This window comes from Streptomyces sp. R-74717 (genome assembly GCF_047305335.1).
Lineage (GTDB): Bacteria > Actinomycetota > Actinomycetes > Streptomycetales > Streptomycetaceae > Streptomyces > Streptomyces atratus.
The window spans coordinates 9284752-9303786 of record NZ_CP102361.1; the positions used below are offsets into that span (position 1 = coordinate 9284752).

Below are 19035 nucleotides of genomic sequence, written 5' to 3' on the forward strand. Positions count from 1 at the left end.
GCGTCGCGCGCGACGCCTCAGCCGCGTCGCGCCGCGTACTGCGCGAAACGGCCCTTCACATGCACGGGGCAGCCGTATCGCTGCCGCGACGCCAGCGCCCGTGAACTGCCTGCGGATACGGGGCAATCCCAGGCTCCCCGATGCCGTGCTCGCGCAACGGTGGTGCGGTGGCATGCGCGCGACGCACGGCCCGCGCCAGCTGTCCTGGGCGGCGTTGAGCAGGTCGAGGACGCTGCGTCGGCAGCCGTTGCCCGTCACCGTGAAGGAACCGGCCCAGTGCGGGCCGTACTGATCCAGCGAATTCCGGTTGGCCGGCGCCCGTGCGCGCGGTCCGCGGACGGCGCGCGCCGATGGCATGCCTCAAGAGCCCCGCGTGACCCAACAGCCATGAACGGGACGCTGAACACTTCCGGGCGGCTTTGTGAAGTCGCCCAGGACCGACCGGTAACCGAACAGCGGATCATTAACGTCCGCTTTATGAAACACATATGCAGAGCAGCCGGGCTCGCCCTCGCGCTGCTGTTTCTCGTGCTGGGCATCGGCGCCCAGGCCGCGTCCGCGCATGTCACGCGCGAGCATGCGGAACTCGTGGTCGCGCCCGGTGACAACGTCACCAGCGGCCGCCTCATCGTGCACAACGCCGTCGTGGCTCCCGAGCAGGCCGGCGCCTGGGCGGCCGGGCTGCTCTCGGCCCCCTGCCCGGCCACCGGCTCGGGCGTACCCGGCGACAACGGCGGCGTGCCCGGCGGTGTCGTCATCGAGCTGGCGTGGAGCTGTCACGTCGACGCGCTCGACCTGAGCCCGCTCATCGACAAGGGCGGACTGACCCAGGTCGTCGTCGAATTCGACGGCACGGCGGTCGACGCCTCTGCTGCCACCCCGCTCGTCGACGTCCGCGGCGCGCACGCCCTGCCGTCGTTCCCCTGGCTCACCGTCGCGCTCGTCACGGCCGCCGGTGTCGTTCTGTTGCTCGCCGCCTGGCGACTGCCGCCCCTCGTCCGCGGACTGCGCCGCACCCGGCGGCGCTGGCAGCTGGCGACCGCCGGAGCCGTCGCACTGTCCTTCCTCGCGCCCCAGGCGGCCTTCGCCGACGACAGCGCGGATCCGGTCGACACCGTCACCGTCGAGGGCACCGTCTTCAAGGACCGCAACGGCAACGGCGAGCGGGACAAGGGCGAGCAGCCCATGCCCGGCATCGACGTCACCGACGGTGCCGTGTGGACCACGACCGGCGCGGACGGTTCGTACAGCCTGCAGATCGACCCGAAGCGGCGCGAGACCGACCTCGTCAGCATCGTCTCGCCCGACGGATACACGCCGGCGCTGCGCAAGGACTACATCCCGCAGTTCTTCCACAAGGTCCCCGAGACCGGCGGCAGGGACGTCGACTTCGCGCTCGTACCCGACCGCAACGCCTCGAACCCCACCGAGAAGTGGGTCATGAACTCCGACCCCGAGGTCAGCAACACCTCCGACGCCCAGGCCCGGGGCGCCCTGCCCCAGTGGACCGGCCAGGTCCAGGCGATGTCCGAGGTCGACGGCGCGACGATGCAGATCGCGACCGGTGACCTGACCGTGACGGACTACGCGGCCGAGCCGCGCCGCCAGGGCGGGTACGACATGTTCAGCACGGGCCTCGAGGAGGGGCGGCTCGGTCACCCCTTCTATCCGGTGATGGGCAACCATGACTTCGGCGGCACGGCGACCTCCCAGGGATACGCCGGCAGCATGGAGTACTACCGCCGCAACCTCGCCCCCGAGTGGTACAGCTTCGACCGTAACGGCCGCCACATCGTCGTCCTCGAGGACAACTACGACGCGAGCGGGCTGAAGTCGCAGCTGGAGTGGCTGCGCCAGGACCTCGCCCTGCATGCGGTCGGCAAGCAGGTGTTCGTCTTCGCCCACCGCTCCCTGTTCACCCAGTGGGGCCCGGGCGCCGGTATGCAGCCGACGATCGACGAGCTCGCCAAGTACGACGTACGGATGGTCGCCGCCGGTCACAACCAGCAGGCCGAGTTCCGGCGCGGCGCCTTCAAACGGTCCGTCGAAATCAACAACCAGGGCACGTACGGGATCGACGGTGCCCGTCCCGACTACAAGGTCCTCGACTTCAGCGCGATCACGGACGATCCGCGCACGCCGCGCAACGAGGACACCGGCCATGTGACCGGCATCCACCGGCAGTTCACCATCGATGACGACGCCGCGCTGGTCAGCCCCGCGCAGGGCAGCGTGCACGGCGCCAAGGCCGCAGTGCCCGTCGAGGTGTACGCGGAGGACGACGGCCGCACGCCCGCCAAGGCGGTGCTGACCGTCCGCAACAGCCGAGGGCACCTGGTGAAGCGTCAGGACGTGCGCTTCGACAAGGGGGCGTCCCGCCCCGGCATCGAGAACTGCTACACCCCGCCCGGCGGCACGCCGGAGCCCTGCCCCGACGCACGCGGCGCCTGGACGCGCGCGAGCGGCACACTGCACGGGCTGCGGCCCGGCACGTACACCGCCGAGTCGGTCGCGTACGACACCCGGGGCAAGCAGTTCCCCGTTGTGAAGAACACCTTCGAGATCGTGCGCGACTCCGAGCTCGCGAAGCCCAGGACCGGGCAGGACTGGCTGCGGCAGGGCGGCGACGAGGCCGGGCGGTCCGCGAGCGGCGACGAGCCGGGCGCGCAGCTCGACCTCAAGTGGGCGCGCCACACCGGCGAGCAGTTCAACCTCAACGGCTCGGTGGTTGCGGACGGCAAGCTCATCGTCTCGTCCCGCGCCTTCGACTCCCCGTACAGCATGATGCTCGCGTACGACATCGCCTCCGGGCGTGAGCTGTGGCGTACGTACCTGGACGGCGACGCCGAGTCGGCGCCGACGCTCCACGGCGGCAAGGTCTATCTGACCACCGGCGTCGGCCGGATCTACGCGCTCGACGCGGCGAGCGGCCGCATCGTCTGGCAGTCGATCGACCGCGAGGAGACCCACGGGGACACCGTGCGCCGCTACGGCCGCGCCGGCGGACCGGTCAGCGTCTTCGCGCTGGCGGGCACGGACCACCGCTCGGTCGCCGTCTACCAGGACGCCTACACGGTCCGCTGCCGGGACGCCGCGACCGGAGGGATGCTGCCCGGCGGCTTCGGCGCCGCGTTCTCCTGGGGACAGGCACACAGCACGGTGATCCGTGAACCCGGCTCCAACACCGCCTACCTGCACTCCATGTCGAGCAACACCGTCATCGCCATGGACCTCGCGACCTGCACCCAGCTGTGGGTGAAGGACACCGCGGGCGACATCGACAGCCACTCCTCGCCCGTCCTGACCGACCCGGCCACGGGCGAGGCGAAGCTGGTGACGTTCACGGCGTACGGCGTCCGCGGGCACGACCCGAAGACGGGCGCGGTGACCTGGGAGTCCAAGCTGGGCGGCGGCAGCACCTGCGAGCCGGGGCGCGCTCCGCTCACCAGTCCGGCCGTGTGGGGCGACATCGCCTATGTCGCGGGCCGGGACGGTGTCGTACGCGCCTATGACACGAGCGCGACCGATCCGTCGAAGCCGGTGTGGGAGACCAAGTCCGGCTATCTGGCGGGGGAGAGCCCGCTGGACGACAAGTGGCGGGTCGCCATGGGCTGTTCGGCGGGTGCCGGTTCGCCGACGATGCACCCGCTGGTGACGAAGTCCCATGTGTACGTCGGGACGTGGGACGGTCGCCTGCTCGTCCTGGACCGGGCAAGCGGGAAGCAGGCCGCCTCGTACGACCTCGGCGCGGGAGTGGCCTCGGCCCTCTCCGTGAGCGGTGACTGGGTCTTCGCCCTCACGGACGACGGCACAGTCCACGCTCTCGCCGCACGCCGGAAGTAGAGGGGAGGCACCACCGTGCGATCACCTCGCAACGGGGTGCTGCTCCTGCTGGCCGCCGTCCTCGCGCTGCTCCTGGGCAGCGCGGGGACGGCGCAGGCGCACCCCTTCGGAACCCCTCCCGTCGTGAAGATCGAGGCGGCGGGCACCGCCGTCGACGCGACCTGGTCCGCGCAGAGGGACGACATCGCCGTCCTGAAGAACGAGTCCGGCGGCGACGAGGCAGGCTATCTGCGCTCGCACATCGTCGTACGCCAGGACGGCCGCCCGTGCCGTGTGGACCGGGCGGACGGCGTGAAGCTTCGCTTCGTCTGCCCTCGGCAGGTGGACCGCATCGAACTGACGGTTACGGCGCTGACGGACGTCGACCCGGCGTACCGGACACTGTCGGTGACAGGCACGGGCTCCGGCGGGCTGCACACGGCACAGGAGCCGACGCGGACGCTGACCCTGAAACCGGTTGCCGCGGGGACCGCCGTGGCCTCACCGGCCGCTTCGGGGTGGGGGGCCTGGACAACCGACCTGACGTCACTGCTGGACCACGGCTCGGCCCTCCCGCTGGCTCTGCTCGTGGCCGCGGCCGTGGGCGCGCTCCACGCCTGCGCGCCGGGGCACGGGAAGTCGCTGGCCGCCGGGTATCTGGTGGGCGGCAGGGGCAGGCCGCGCGACGCGGTGTGGCTGGGCGGGATCGTCGCCGTGATGCACACGTTCTCGGTCGCCGCCCTGGCGGTCGGCTGGTGGCTGGCGGCGAACAGCACGCCGGACATAGCGGCGCTGACGGGGTGGCTCCAGCTGATCGCGGCGCTGGTGGTGGCCGGGGTGGGGGTGAGCCTGCTGCGGAGGCATCTGCGCCACCGGAGGCACCACCAACCCCATCACGGGCCTGATCACGATCACGAGCACGGGCATGACCACAGGCATGACCACGGCCACGATCACGGGCACAGCCATCACATCCCGGATGCCCCGTCCCTCCTCACCTGGCGAGGCCTCGTGCTACTCGGCGCGTCGGGCGGGCTGCTGCCTTCGCCGTCCGCCTTCCTCGTCCTGCTCACCGGCCTGCTGACCGGCAAGGTCGGCATCGCTCTCGCGATGGTCGTCGCCTTCGGCCTCGGCATGGCGCTGACACTCACCGGCGTCGGCCTGATCGTGCTGCGTGGCCGGGACGCACTGCTGGACCGTGTCTCCCGCTCCCGGACGCTGCGGACGTGGACGCCGAGGGTTCCACTGCTCGCGGCCTCGGCTGTGGTGGCCGGAGGAACGGTGGCCTCGGCGGTCGCCGCAGGGCACCTCTTCGCTCCGTGATGTCCGTGGCTCTGTGAGTTCCGTGACGTCCGCGTACGACAAAGGCGCCCCCGTCCGGTCCGAAACCGGGCGGGGGCGACCTGCTCCGGCAGGCCGGATGGCGCGAGAGCGGTAACCGTGCGCCTGACGATGCGCTGTGGGCCCGGAGTCACGCACTCCAAGCCCACGGCCGGCGACTCTCCCGGGCATTGACCGCAGAGGGAGTCCTTGCTGGCATCGGCTACTGCAGACTGCCGATCTCCTTCAGCCGGTCGACGTAGTTCTGGGGTATCCGACCGCTGAGGTCAGGACCGACGTTCAGCAGGAAGAGGGAGTTGCCGGCATTGGCCTTGTGCAGGTTGTCGACGATCTCCTGGGCCGAACGCGGTTGCCCTGTGGATGTGGTGTGGAACCAGGTGCGGTTCGTGTCCAGTGTGTCGCTGCTGTCGGTGGGACGCGCATTGGTGGCCGGAGGCATGCCTTGGACGGGAACCTCGTAGACGATGACGTCCGTCGTCTGCAGCGTGCCCAGGTGGTCGTTGTTGGCCACGACGGTGTGCGGCGAAACCTCATGGATCACGTTCCGTACAGGCTGGTAGGGAACCTCGGAGTACGGAACCTGCCAGCCCCAGCCGTCGAACCACAGATAGTCGATCTGGCCGTACTCGGTGAGCAGCTCACGCAACTGGTTCTCGATCAGCTCGCTGCTGTTGCCGTTGTGCCGGTCCCAGATGGAGAAGTACAGACCCACTTTCAGACCATTGGCGTGCATGGCGTCGACGTACTCGCGGACGATGTCGCCCTTGCCGCCCCGGTATGGGCTGCCCGCGATGTCGTGATCGGAGTAGGCCGTGTCCCACAGGCTGAATCCGTCGTGATGCTTGGCGGTGAGTACACCGAACTTCATGCCGGCCGACTTCATGGACTTCGCCCACTGATCGGGGTCCAGGTCGGTGGGGTTGAACTTGGCCGGCGAAGCGTTGGGGTCCGCCCACTGTGTGTTGTCATACGTCGACATGTTGAAGTGCATGAACATGCCGAAGTTATTGCGCTGCACCCACTCCTGTGCCCCCTTGGACGGCGTGATCACCTGGTTGCCGAACGCCTGGACCTCGGCAAGCGCAAGGTAGTCGGTGCCCTCGAGCTGTACGCGTACGTAGCGGGCCGGACGGTTGAGTGTGACGTCGGCCGACGGGCCGTTCATCGTGCCCACCTTCCATGAGCTCACGCCCTCCTGTGCGCGAGCCTCGTCGAGCCCTCCAGCCTTGATGGGCTTGTCGGACACCAACACCCAGAAGTTCGACAACCGGTCGGTGCAGCAGTCGGAGCGATTCCACACGACCACCTTGTTGAGCTTCCGCGACTTACCGAGATCGGTCTGCCACCAGGGCTGTGTCTCCAGCGCCGTGTGCGAAATCGAGTTCGCTCCGTAAGCGCCGTTGTGGTTGCCGTCCGTGGCCCGCTCGGCCGCCCCGCCGTACGCGGTGCTGCTCTGCGTCGCGGGGGCACCGAAGGCGAGGTTTCGCGGCTCGCTGCCGGCCGGCGGGGGATCGTTCTGCGTTGTGGCAGCAGCACTGAAGACCCCTGCGGTCAACAAACTCACCGCAGTCAGAACGCTGACCAGTAACGTCTTGAAGGAACGTGTCACGCCTACCTCCTGATAGGGATATCTATATGATTCTGAGGTCGCCGCAAGGAAGTCAACGGGTGCGACAGCCCCCGCTCCGACGTGGCCCGAGCTCGCCGCAAGGTGGCCTGGGCGGCTCTGTCCCCATGCACTTGAAGCCCCTCAAAACTGGACAACTATGCACTCTTGTAAATCTGTAGACAGTGAGTCGGAGGCCTGGATCGCCTCTCGCATACGCAATCTGGGGTGCTGGAGCCGGTTCATTCGCCATCGGTGACGCTCAGACCCTTGACGCAGGGATCGAGTCAACACGGCATCTGCGTGAGAAATCCTATCTAATTTGCAGCGTGGTTCAGCGATGAAGCAGCTCTTTCCGGACGCCTGCTTCGTTGCGTCCTCGCCGTGCCGGTCCTCGCCACGGCTTCGTCGGCCTGCACCCTGAAGAGCTCGGGTGAACGGTCCGACGCCCCACCGTCGCCTCCACGAGCGAACCCAGCGGTGGGGAAGCCGAGTCGGGTGATGTCGAGGGCGCCGAGGTCGCCCTTGTGCCGGGAGGCGCACACCACTACTTCCAGCCGTGCAGGCCGGGGTGAATGCCCGGTGCGAGTACCAAGGTGATGGCCACCGGCCTGCAGAATGGCCATCGCCGAGCCCCTCCCGCAGAAGGGCGTTTCCGAGAAGGACAAGGGTCACGATGCCGAGCCGGAACTTGCCGCCAACAGGTGCGGGGGCTGGGCACGACGGGCCTGGATTCGGCCCGATCCCTCCGGGCTCGGCCGTGGATCGCCGGCTTGGGCGGAGAGGACTGCTACAGCTCGTGTTGGTACGCCTCGTTCACCTCGAACACGCCCCTGCGCCTGATCACGGCCACCACCGCGCGCCTGACAGACCCGCCCCTGTGCTCCGATACAAGTCGGAACGGTGGTCACCGGCTCGTTCCTTGCGGGTCACCTGCCTATACGGCGCCATTGCTGGCCCTTTCCCCCGTTGGCCGCCTGCTGCTCGACCGTCGCGCCGTCGGCCGTGGAATCCCCGGTGACGCCGAGAACCAGGCCGCTGCGGGAGCAGGTGATGGTGACGCAGCCGTCGCCGGCGTCGGTGATCTTCCACTGCTGACTGGTGCCGTGTTCGGGCGTCCATTGGACGATCTTTGCGCCGGCCGCCGCGGTGCCGCCCGAGACGGACCAGACCAGGGGTGTGCTGCCGTGGATGGTGTAGATCTCGTACAGTCCCTCGCCGACGGGGATGAACCGGAACTGCTGGTTCACGGCCGAGCTCCGGGTGTACTGGATCAGGCCGGTGCCGCTGGTGGTGGAGGCACCCGAGACGTCGACCGCCTTGCCCGTCTTGCGGTTGACCAGTTGGAAGACGGTGTGCTGGGCAGGCGGCGCGACCGCCACGGATCCGGCGGAGGGGATCGTGATACGGCTGCTCCAGTCACCGAAGACGACCACGGTGGACCTGCCCGCGGCTCCCCGCAGGGTCGCGCGGGTGACCTGGCCGTTCTTCCATTGCATGTCGAGCATGAAGCCGCCGCGCACCCCGATTCCCGTGACGGACCCGGCGGCGGCCCAGGCCCGCGGCAGGGCCGGCAGCAGCTCCACCCGTCCGGGACGGGACTGCACCAGCATCTGGATCATCGCCACTGGTGTGCCGTAGTTGCCATCGATCTGGAAGACAGAACTGCTGCCGAAGCTGTACATGTTGAACATGTTGATCGCGCTGCCGTGGCTGAAGTTCACCGACGGCTTCAGCACGTCGAGGACGAGCTGGTATGCCTTGTCCGGATGCTTCAGCTTCGCCCAGCACATGGCCCGCCAGGCACTTCCCCAGCCGAAGCTGGCCATGCCGCGTGCCTCCAGCAGCTTGGTGGCGCCCGAGACGAGGGCCGTCGGCGAGTGCTCGACGGCGATGCGGTCACCGGGGAAGAGGCCGATGAGCGGTGACAGGTGGCGGTGGGTGGTCTCGCCGAGGTTGTCGTCGCTCATCCACTCCTCGAGCCGGCCACTGGTGGCGCTGACCTCGGGCATGTACAGCCGGTCCTGAAGCGCGGAGACGGTGGAGGCGTAGGCGGAGTCCTTGCCCAGTAGAGCCGCGGTGGACCGGTAGTTCTGGAACAGCTGCCAGACCAGCTCCTGGGCGTAGGTGATGCCCCGGGCGTTCTCGGGTCCGTGCTCGGGAGACCAGTCGTGATCGTCGACGAGGACCTGTCGCGTGCCGCCGGTCGCGGGGTCGGACACGGCCATGGTGATCAACCGCGACTCCCAGAACTCACAGGCGCCCTTGAGCAGGGGGTAGATCCTGGCCAGGTGGGCCGTGTCCTGGGTGTACTCGTAGTGCTCGTAGAGGGAGTTGCACACCCATGCGTTGCCCGCCGGGTGCCACCACCAGCCGTTTCCGCCCCAGATGTTCGTGGAAATCGCCAGGGTCCAGCCGGCCACCTTGCCGGAGGTGTTGCGGAATCGGTTGCGGGAGTCCTGGAAGAGGTTCTTGGTAGCGGCCTGCCAGCCGGGCAGCTGAGCAACGCAGTAGTCGGTGAACGCGTCGAAGCACCCGGACAGGCCCGCCCGGTCCGGCAGCCAGTAGTTCATCTGGACGTTGATGTCGCTGTGGTAGTCGCTCATCCAGGACGGAGTGTTGCTGTCGATCCACAAGCCCTGAAGGTTGGTGGGGAGACTGCTGCGGGAGCCGCAGATCGTCAGATAGCGGCCGAACTGCAGGTAGGTCGCCTCCAGCTCCGGGTCCGGTGCGGAACCGGCCGCCGCGCGGGCAGCAAGCCGAGCAGGCGTGTCCATCGCTCGCTGCGCGGCTGACGACGTGCCCAGGTTCACCGTCATGTGCTGTTGGAGGCGCCGAAAATCGGATACATGCGTGGCCAGCAACGCCGTGCCGGCGACAGCCGCCGCCGACGCCTTGGCCCGTGCCGTGTCCAGGGGCACGAGCGAGGTGTCCTTGTACAACTGGGACGCGTCGGCCTTGTAGTTGGTGCCACCCGAGATGATCAGCAGCACCTCGGTGCAGTTGCTGAACGTCACCTCCGTACCGGCCGCCGAGACGGTGCCGTCCTTGCCGACAGCTTTCACGACCGTCGCGTACTTCAGGTCGTTCGGCAGCGCCGCCGAGAACGACGCCTCCGCGGCAACCGCATCCACCGTCACGGTCTCGCCGCGGGTCCCCGACAGTGTCATGGACCCGGTGTAGAAGCCGCCGCCGCTCTGCGACAGCCGCACAACGATCACGTCGTCCGGATGGCTGGCGAACACCTCACGCCGGTACGTCACACCACCGAGCCGGTAGGACGCGGTCACCAGGCCGTTGCTCATGTCCAGCGTGCGGCGGTAACCGCTGACGGCGCCGACCGTGTGTGCCGGAATCTCGAGAAAGGCCTTGGCCAGCATCCCGAACGTACCGAAGTCCCCCGTGTCGTACGGGAACTGCCCGTCCGACTGCAGCGCGGCGTTGGCATGACCGGTCCACAGCGTCGCATCCGCCAGGATCAACGCGTCACGGGACGGGGCGCCGGTGACGAGAGCACCCAGCCGACCGTTCCCGATCGGCAGTCCTTCCTCGATGCTCCGGTTCTCCGCGCCCGGCTTGGTGTACCAGAGCAACATTGCGTCGCGTTCCGGCACCAGCGACAGCTCTGCCGGCCGCGTCACCGCGGCAGCGTTCGTGGTGAACTCCGGCAGCGAGGACAGCGCGAAGAGAGTACCCAGCGATGCCGCCGTGCGCAGTACGCCGCGACGCGACATACCGCCCGCTTCTTCGGCGGGGGGCTGGGAAGGTGTGCGACGGGACATGGGCGTGCGGCTCCTTCTGGGCGGCGGTACCGGGGGCCTTGAGGCGGCGTCTGGCAGAAGTGCAGTGGCATGGGCACGTCCTGTCAATGACTTCGACAGGATTTCCTATATGATCTTGCCCCTGCCCGGCCAAGCGATGTGTCTGACCTGTAGGCCCTCTACAGACAGCACCGAGCCGCGGCCGCCCGTCGCGTCCACTCCAGAGAATCAGCATTCAACCTGGGGTTTTGCGACTTGAGGGTTCCTGGCCCCACCTCCCCTCCATCGGCGCCAAGGCTCATCCGGGAGATGAATCGCGCCACGGGTCTTGACTGGGCACCATCGCTGGTCAACCATCACCCTCATAAATTTCCTATTTGATTATCAGGGGGTGGAGAAGATGCGTCTCCGGACCAGAACTGTTCTGCCGGGCGTTCTCGCCGTCGTTGTTCTGACGGCGAGCTCCGTTGCGTGCACCGTGAAGACCTCGGACGAGCCCACTGGCGACGGGACCCGAGCCTCTGTCAAGGCCGGTGCCGGTACAGCCGAGCTCGCCGACGGATCCGGTACCAGGGTGGCACTCGTGCCCGGTGGCGCCCACCCCTACTTCCAACCCTGGAAGACGGCAGGGGCCATCGCCCGGAAGACGTACCGCCTCGGAGGTGTGACCTTCGACGAGACCGCCGAGTGGGACCAGCAGAAGCAGAACAACCTGCTGTCCACGCTCGCCGCGCGCGGTTACAACGCTTTCGGCGTGTTCGGGGTCTCGCCGACCGACATCAACACCACCTTCGCGGACCTCAAGTCGCAGGGTCTCACGGTGGCCTCGCTGGGCTCATGTCCGGCCGGTGGCAAGAACGAGGCCGACTTCTGCCTGTCGACGGACGTCGAGCTCGCCGCGTACAAGGCGGCCCGCGCTGCCGTCGACGCCATGGGCGGCAAGGGAACGCTGGTGCACCTCACCGGCAACAACGTCGACGCGAACACACAGTTGCGGATCAAGGGCGTCGCCAAGGCGGTGGCCGAGTCGGGCGGCAAGATCAAACTGCTCCAGACCATCACTGACATCGACAAGGACCTCCAGACCGCGCAGAAGGCGGTCTCGGACCTGCTCGCGGCCAAGGGCAACCAGATCCAGGGCATCGTCGCCACCGCCTACAACCCGGCGGTGGCCGCCGCCGACGCGGTCAAGAGCACGGGTTCGGCGGCAAAGGTCGTCGCCATAGACGACGATGCCAAGATCCTCAACTCGATCGGGCAGGGCTCGGTCGCCGCGACCGTGGTGCAGAACCCGGTGGGCCAGGCCGATGTCGGAGCGTGGGCGCTGGCACTGCTGCAGACCGGACAGTGCACCATGCGCAACCCCGGGCAGATCGTGGACTCCGGCTCCTTCGTCGTCACCAAGGCCAATGCCGGCGACTACGACAAGGACCGGAAGGCGAAGACCGAGCAGCTCAAGAAGGAGTTCGCCGAAGAGCTCCTCGACTGCAACTGACATCTGCCGCACGCACTACAGAAATCGGACCTCGCACGATGAGCATCATCACGACCGCCACGGCCCTGCTGGCCGATATCGCCGTCGAGAAGGACCGCACCGACGCTGTGCAGGCCTTCGTCAAGCAGGAGACGATCCTGGTAGAGATCACAACGGCGGATGGTCTCCAGGGAACCGGCTACGCCTACACGATCGGCACCGGGGGAACATCCGTCCTGAACCTGCTGCGGGAGCATTTGCTGCCCCTCCTCGCAGGTGAGGACGCCCGCAACGTCGAGGCGCTGTGGCAACGGCTGTTCGCCACGACCAGGGCGACCACCACCGGAGCCATTACCTCCCTGGCGCTCGCCGCCGTGGACACGGCCCTGTGGGACCTGCGCTGCAAGCGCGCGGGCGAACCGCTGTGGCGGCTGGCGGGCGGCCATCGCCGCGAGGTGCCGGTGTACGACACCGAGGGCGGTTGGCTCCACCTGAGCACCGACGACCTGGTCGAGTCGGCGCTTCAGGCACAGCAGGCCGGATGGGCGGGCGTCAAGATCAAGGTGGGCAAGCCGCACGTCTCCGAGGACGCCGAGCGACTGCGCGCCGTGCGCGAGGCCGTGGGCCCGTCGTTGCACATCATGACCGATGCCAACCAGTCACAGACCGTCTCCTCGGCCCTCCAACTGGCGTCCGCTCTGGAGCCCTATGACCCGTACTGGCTCGAGGAGCCCATGCCGGCCGACGACATCAGCGGCCACGCCCGCCTGGCGCGCGCAACGAGGATTCCGATAGCCGTCGGTGAATCCATGTACTCGATCATGCAGTTCCGCAACTACCTCGAGACCGGGGCCGCGTCCATCGTGCAGGTGGACGCCGCTCGAATCGGCGGGATCACGCCGTGGCTGAAGGTCGCTCACATGTCGGAAAGCCACAACGTCATGGTGTGCCCGCACTTCCTGATGGAACTGCACGTGAGTCTTGTTGCCGCGGTACCCAACGGAAAGTTCGTCGAGTACATCCCGCAGCTGCGCGCCGTGACGCGGACCGAACTGACGGTCCGCGACGGCATGGCCGTCGCACCCGACGAGCCGGGCATCGGCATCGACTGGGACATGGACTCCATCGACAACAGGAGGGTGTCGTGAAGCCACCCATGGCTCCGCCCGACGACGACGTGGACACCACTGCGCCGCCAACCGCGCCGCGCTCGGCGCACAAGCCGCCGTTCCGGGTGAACCAACGGCTTGGTCTGCTCGTGCTCATCGTCATCCTGTGCGCTCTGTTCGGCGTGCTGCGTCCCGCCTTCCTGGACGAGCGGCTCGTCCTCTTCCCACTGCTGCGGGACATCGCGACCCTGACCGTGGTCGCCCTGGCCCAAATGGTGGTCCTTTCCGTCGGGCACATGAACCTCGCCGTCGGCCGCATGGCCGCTTTCGGAGCCCTGTTCGCGGGGCTCGGCTACGACCGGCTGGGCCTCTCGCTGCCACTCGGCCTGCTGCTGTGCCTCTTCGCCGGAGCCGCCATCGGCGCCCTGACCGGCTGGATCATCGCCCGCACCGGTGTGAGCTCTTTCGTGGTGACCCTGGCCATGGACTTCGCGCTGCTGGGTCTGGTCTCGCTGCTGTACTCGGCTCTGACGGAGAACGCGGCGTTCACCACCAGGCCGCCGGGGCTGGCCGAACTGCGCTCCTACTCGCTGGCCGACATCTGCGTCGGCCCGGTGTGCGGCTCTCCCGCCGTGCCGCAGATGATTCAGTTCACCGTGCTGGCGCTGGCCGGCCTCGGCTTCCTGTACGGCTGCACCCGTCTCGGCCGGGAACTGCTGCTTACCGGTGCCAACCCGGCGGCGGCTGAACTGTCCGGCATTCCCACGAGCCGTCGCGTCATCCTCGCGCACGCCATATCGGGAATGCTCGCCGCGCTCGCCGGCTTCATGGCCGCCGTCGGCACCGGAACATTCCGCGCGTCCATCGGTGACGACTTCATGCTGCCGTCGTTCCTCGGCGCGGTGCTCGGTGGGACCCTGCTCACCGGCGGCGTCGTCTCGGTGATCGGCGCTCTGCTGGGAACCTCCCTGGTCGGCGTGATCCGCAAGGGCCTCGACCTGCTGGGTGTCGGCCTCGAGAGCCTGAACATCTACCTCGGCTGCGTTCTGCTGCTGGCCCTGTCGGCCGACCGCGTGCGCACTGTCGTGTCCTATCGCAAGGTGGTGCGCTCCACATGATCAAGATCAACGATGGGGGAGCCCGGACCGGCGCGGCCCTGCGTCAGTTCTCCCGCTCGACGACGATGACTCTGCTCTGCGTCGTGCTGGCCGGGTACATCGCCCTGGGCGTGGCCTCCTCGGGTTCCTTCTTCGACGGCCCTTCCGTGCGTACCTTCCTGCAGTACCTGGCCACGCCGATCCTGATCGGCCTCGCCCAGATGGTCGCGTTGTGTGTGGGACAGCTCAACCTCGCGGTCGGTGCCCTGGGCGGCTTCAGCGCTTGTCTGATGGGCGTGCTGATGGCCGACAGCGGTGTGCCGGCGCCGATCGCCGCGACGGTGGGCGTGCTGACGGCGACGGTCATCGGCCTGGCGACCGGCCTGTTCATCGTGGCGACGCGGATCAACGGCTTCATCGTCACGCTCGGCACGATGACGATCCTGCTGGGGGCCCAGTACCGACTGGCCGGCACCCGCACGGTCGACGGTTATTCCGAGACCCTCAAGGACCTCGGCAGAGCAGCTCCGTTGAACACTCCGCTGGTGTTTCTCGTCGCGCTGGCCTCGGCTGCCCTGCTCGCAGCGTTCATGTACCGCACCACCGCGGGACGTCGCCTGCTTGCTGCCGGCGGCAACCCGCTGGCGGCCAGACTGTCCGGCATCTCCACCGACCGGCAGATCGTGCTCGCCCACACCGTGTCGGGCCTGCTGGTCGGCGTGGCCGCGCTGACTGCGACAGCCTCACTGCCGGGTGTCAACCGCAGCGTCGGCGGCGACTGGCTGCTGCCGAGTTTCGCCGCGCCCATCATCGGCGGTGTCGCTCTCAACGGCGGCTCCGTCGCGGTGTTCGGCACGGTGCTTGCGGCCTTTGTGATGCGGCTGATCGACGCTGCGCGGGCCCAGTTCTCGCTCGACCCGAGCTGGGTGAACTTCCTCATCGGCCTGGTTGTACTGGGCACCGTGGTCGGTGGGCGAATGCACCAGACGCATCTTGAGAAGAGGGGCAAGGCACAAGGGCGTATCCCACCGGCGCCCGTTGACATCCCACCGTCTCCCGTGGACACCGGCCGCGAGACGGGCGGCGCCCTGCCGACCGCGGGAGGTGCGCGATGAGCGACGTCCTTCTCGAATGCCAGGACATCGTCAAAGTCTTTCCCGGAGTACGGGCTCTGGACAGCGTCGGACTACGCCTGACGGCGGGCTCGGTACACGCCCTGCTGGGTGAGAACGGCGCAGGCAAGTCCACCCTGATCAAGGTGCTGACCGGTGTGCACACCCCCGACGGCGGCCGTCTGACCTGGCTCGGCAAGGAGGTCCAGCTGCGCTCTCCGCTGGAGGCGACCCGTACCGGCATCGGTGTCGTCCACCAGGAGCGCAATCTCATCCCCGGCTTCTCGGTCGCGGAGAACATCACGCTGCAGAGCCCTCCCTCGCGCCGCGGGATCGTCGACCATGACGCGATGACGGCCCCCGCACTGGGCTGCCTGGCGGAACTGGGCGTGGACATCGATCCACACCGGCCTGTCCGTGAACTATCGGTGGCACAACAGCAGTTGGTGGAGATCGCGAAGGCGCTCCACACCGAGAGCAAGGTGCTGCTCCTCGACGAGCCGACCGCTTCACTCTCCCCGCAGGAGGCGGAGCGGCTGTTCGACGTGATTCGGCGGCTGACGGCCAGGGGCACCTGCGTCGTCTTCGTGAGCCACAAACTCGAAGAGGTCTTCGCCATCTGCGACACCGTCACCGTGCTTCGCGACGGCAGGTCCGTCCTCGAGTCCTCGCCGCTCCCGGATCACACGTACGACGACGTGGTCAGCCTGATGGTGGGCCGGGCCCATGCCGCGACGGACATGGAGCCCCGTGCCGTCGATACCACCGCCGCCCCGGTGCTCTCGCTCGACCGGCTCTCCACCGCCGACGGACACGAGGACATCTCGTTGGATGTGCGTCCCGGTGAGATCGTCGGTCTGTACGGTCTGGTCGGCGCCGGACGCAGCGAACTCGTGAGGGCGGTGCTGGGCCTGGACCGGTGTACCAGCGGTGAGATCCGGGTGCACGGCAAGCCGGCCCGGATCAGGTCGCCGCGCCAGGCGCTCCACCGGTTCGGCATCGGCTACCTGACCGAGAACCGCAAGGAGGAGGGCGTCTTCCTGGAGCAGCCCATCCAGCGGAACATCACTGTGACGGTGTGGACGAGACTTGCCAAGGCCCTCGGATTCGTCTCCGCCCGCGAGGAGCGGGATGTGGCGCAGGCTCTGGTCGAGCGCCTGGGCATCCGCATTTCCGGGCTCGGGCAGAACGCCGGCGAACTGTCCGGAGGCAACCAGCAGAAGGTGAGTCTGGCGAAGTGGCTCGCAGCCGACACCCGCCTGCTCATCGTCGACGAGCCGACCGTGGGCGTCGATGTCCGTACCAAGCACTCCTTTCACGAGCTCTTGTGGGAGCTGGCTCGCGATGGCCTGCCCATCCTGCTGATCAGCAGCGACCTGGCGGAGATGATCACACTGGCGGACCGTGTCATCGTGATGGCCGATCACCGCATCCGCGGGGAGGTCGCCAACGACCGCGACTACGAAGGGATGAGCGGCCGGATCATCCGCATCATCCACGACCGCGCGATCTCCGCCGTGACCGTGACGGAGGATGCCGGATGAAGCGTGTGGCACAGGTGATCCGGGTCCGCCCGGAGAAGCTCGACGCATACCGCGAGCTGCACCGCGATGTTCCGCAGCCGGTGCTGGACCGGCTACGGGCCTGTCACATCGCGAACTACTCGATCCACTTTCTCGGTGACAGGCTGTTCAGCTACTTCGAGTACCACGGCAACGATCTGGCCGCCGACCTCGCCCTCATGGCCGCGGACAGGGCGACGCAAGCCTGGTGGCGGCTCACCGACCCGTGCCAGGAGCCCGTCGAGGAGGCGGCGCCCGGAGAGCGGTGGGCATCGATGGAGCAGGTGTTCTTCATGGAGTGATCGACCGGACTCTGCGTCTCTTCCCGTACGCCCTACCGAACAGGAATCGCCTTGCCTTCGGACACCACCGCGCGGGTCGTCGCTGCGGACACCTGCGGCATCCGCCTCCCGACCTCCCGGAGGCTGGACTGCCCGGACGCGATGAGCCCCGGTCCCGACTTCTCCGCTGCGTACCTCCACTTCCATGAGCGCTTCGGCGACCCCGTGGTGATCCGGGACGGCCACTCTTCCAAGGCGAGCGTGCCGGGCCTCTCAGCGGGAAGGCCATCGGGCTGGGCATGAACCAGCCCTCCGTGCCGGCCCGCTTCGTACGGGAGACCGACATCGACGTCGTGCTGCTCGCCGGTTGCTACACACTCCTGGAGCAGAGTGGTCTCCAGGAACTGCTGCCGCTCGCCGCAGAGCGGGGCGTCTCGGTGGTGGCAGGAGGCGTCTTCAATTCAGGACTGCTCGCAGCGCCCGGACGGGGAGCGACCTACGGCTACCGGGCGGCCGCGCCGGACATGCTGGAGCGTGCGCTGTCCCTGCAGCGGGTCTGCGAGAGGCACGGGGTACCCCTTCGGGCGGTCGCGGCACGCTTTCCCCTGGGCCACCCCACCGAGCCGTCGCGTCCGTGCTGCTCGGCCTGCGCAGCGCACAGGAGGTGGAGGATGCGGTGGGGCAGTTCCAGCGCTCCCTGCCGGCCTCTCTGTGGGAGGACCTTCGCGCCGACGGGCTGCTCCCCGCGAACGTACCGCTCCCGCTGAGCCCGTCGCCCGACCGGAGCTGCGGCGAACCGCGTACAGGGAGCGCCATATGACCGTACCGATCGTCGTTGACGCTCACCACCATGTGCGGGACCCGGCCGTACGCGACCAGGGCTGGATCAACGGACCAATCCCGGGCTCCGTCGTCACCTCGCTAAACTGCGAGTGTCCCGACAAGCCTCGAGCAGCAGGAGAGTGGATGCCGCCGCCCGACCGTTCCGCAGGCAACGCCGGGGAGCCGAGCGGGAAACAGGGCTCGCCTCCTGCCCGGCAGGTGCTCTCGGACAGCGTCTACGAGGACGTCAAGGCCAGGGTCATGGACCACGAGATCGCACCAGGTGCCCGGGTCGGCATCGAAGCCCTCTCGCGTACCCTCGGCGTGTCGCCGACGCCGGTGCGCGAAGCCCTGGCCCGGCTCGAGGCCGACGGTCTGGTGGTGAAGCGATCTCTTTCGGGATACCGCGCGACCGAGTTGCTGACCCGCCAGGGGCTTGAAGAACTCTTCGAGATGCGTCTGCTGCTGGAACCGAGGGCCACAGCGCTGGCCGCGACCAACGCGACCGAGGAACAGCTCGACGCCATCGAACGGATCGTGGAGGAGATGCGGGCGCATCCGGGGCCGACCGGCCGGTACGCGGACTACCGTGACTTCGCCGCTCTGGACCAGCGGTTCCACGACGCAATCGCCCAGGCATCGCATCGGCCGTTGCTCGCGGACGCGGTGGAGCGGCTCCACTCGCATCTGCACGTCTTTCGGCTCACCAACGTCAATATGACCGAGGACCCGACGCTGGCGGAACACGAACGAGTCGTACGCGCCATTCTGCGCAGAAAGGCCGATCGCGCCGCGGAAGCCATGGCGGAGCACCTGACACACAGCCTCGAGCGCCAGCTCAGCCACGAGACGACATCCTGACCCACGCACAGGCGGCCACTGTGCCGAAACAGCGCCCTCCCTCCCCTGATCCCGGCACAGCTGTGGAAGCCGATCGTTGTGCCGGATGGCGGCAGTGAGCGCGCGGATGCGTTGGGGCTTCCCCACGTGCGGCGGCCGGGGGGCCAGGCGCTGGGCGGGACTGTCGCGTGGCGGGTGCGGCTCGCCG

12 protein-coding genes and 1 pseudogene are annotated in these 19035 nt (G+C 68.2%); 11 read left to right on the top strand and 2 right to left on the bottom strand.

The annotated features are described in order from the left end of the window. Positions 1–477: 477 nt before the first annotated feature. Both NRF20_RS41985 and NRF20_RS41990 read left to right on the top strand, forming a co-directional pair. On the top strand, positions 478–3843 hold the full coding sequence (locus NRF20_RS41985; protein WP_398629298.1) for a PQQ-binding-like beta-propeller repeat protein: 3366 nt from the start codon (positions 478–480) through the stop codon (positions 3841–3843). A gap of 15 nt (positions 3844–3858) precedes the next feature. Further along, positions 3859–5145 (top strand): hypothetical protein, encoded by a 1287-nt coding sequence (locus tag NRF20_RS41990; protein ID WP_413754265.1) that lies wholly within the window; start codon positions 3859–3861, stop codon positions 5143–5145. Positions 5146–5365: 220 nt separating this feature from the next. Here the strand turns inward: NRF20_RS41990 and NRF20_RS41995 are convergent, their stop codons facing one another. After that, the gene (locus NRF20_RS41995; RefSeq protein ID WP_398629296.1) at positions 5366–6772 is read right to left on the bottom strand and encodes an alpha-L-fucosidase; all 1407 of its coding nucleotides are present in this window, start codon (positions 6770–6772) and stop codon (positions 5366–5368) included. Positions 6773–7698: 926 nt separating this feature from the next. After that, complete coding sequence (locus tag NRF20_RS42000; protein ID WP_398629295.1) at positions 7699–10551, bottom strand: glycosyl hydrolase family 95 catalytic domain-containing protein; 2853 nt, start codon at positions 10549–10551, stop codon at positions 7699–7701. 379 nt (positions 10552–10930) lie between these two features. On the opposite strand from NRF20_RS42000, the gene NRF20_RS42005 reads away from it, so the two are divergent. The 9 genes and pseudogenes from NRF20_RS42005 (at position 10931) to NRF20_RS42045 (ending at position 18848) form a co-directional block, all read left to right on the top strand. Next, positions 10931–12025: a sugar ABC transporter substrate-binding protein gene (locus NRF20_RS42005; RefSeq protein ID WP_398629294.1), complete on the top strand. Its 1095-nt coding sequence runs from the start codon at positions 10931–10933 to the stop codon at positions 12023–12025. A 38-nt stretch (positions 12026–12063) separates the two neighbouring features. Beyond that, positions 12064–13152, top strand: a complete 1089-nt coding sequence (locus tag NRF20_RS42010) for a mandelate racemase/muconate lactonizing enzyme family protein (protein ID WP_398629293.1) — start codon at positions 12064–12066, stop codon at positions 13150–13152. 8 nt (positions 13153–13160) lie between these two features. After that, positions 13161–14231: an ABC transporter permease gene (locus tag NRF20_RS42015; RefSeq protein ID WP_398629498.1), complete on the top strand. Its 1071-nt coding sequence runs from the start codon at positions 13161–13163 to the stop codon at positions 14229–14231. Then, entirely contained in the window at positions 14228–15325 is a 1098-nt protein-coding gene (locus NRF20_RS42020) for an ABC transporter permease (protein WP_398629292.1), read from the top strand. Before NRF20_RS42015 ends, NRF20_RS42020 begins: the two co-directional genes overlap by 4 nt. Continuing rightward, the gene (locus tag NRF20_RS42025; RefSeq protein ID WP_398629291.1) at positions 15322–16866 is read left to right on the top strand and encodes a sugar ABC transporter ATP-binding protein; all 1545 of its coding nucleotides are present in this window, start codon (positions 15322–15324) and stop codon (positions 16864–16866) included. Before NRF20_RS42020 ends, NRF20_RS42025 begins: the two co-directional genes overlap by 4 nt. After that, positions 16863–17186, top strand: coding sequence for an L-rhamnose mutarotase (locus tag NRF20_RS42030; RefSeq protein ID WP_398629290.1), 324 nt, complete (start codon positions 16863–16865; stop codon positions 17184–17186). The genes NRF20_RS42025 and NRF20_RS42030 overlap by 4 nt, the downstream gene beginning before the upstream one ends. 51 nt (positions 17187–17237) lie before the next feature. Then, positions 17238–17468, top strand: a complete 231-nt coding sequence (locus NRF20_RS42035; protein WP_398629289.1) for a hypothetical protein — start codon at positions 17238–17240, stop codon at positions 17466–17468. Continuing rightward, positions 17450–17985: pseudogene (locus NRF20_RS42040) on the top strand (aldo/keto reductase); the annotation flags it as partial. The gene NRF20_RS42035 and the pseudogene NRF20_RS42040, both read left to right, overlap by 19 nt. 146 nt (positions 17986–18131) lie before the next feature. Then, the gene (locus tag NRF20_RS42045; protein ID WP_398629288.1) at positions 18132–18848 is read left to right on the top strand and encodes a GntR family transcriptional regulator; all 717 of its coding nucleotides are present in this window, start codon (positions 18132–18134) and stop codon (positions 18846–18848) included. Positions 18849–19035: the final 187 nt, after the last annotated feature.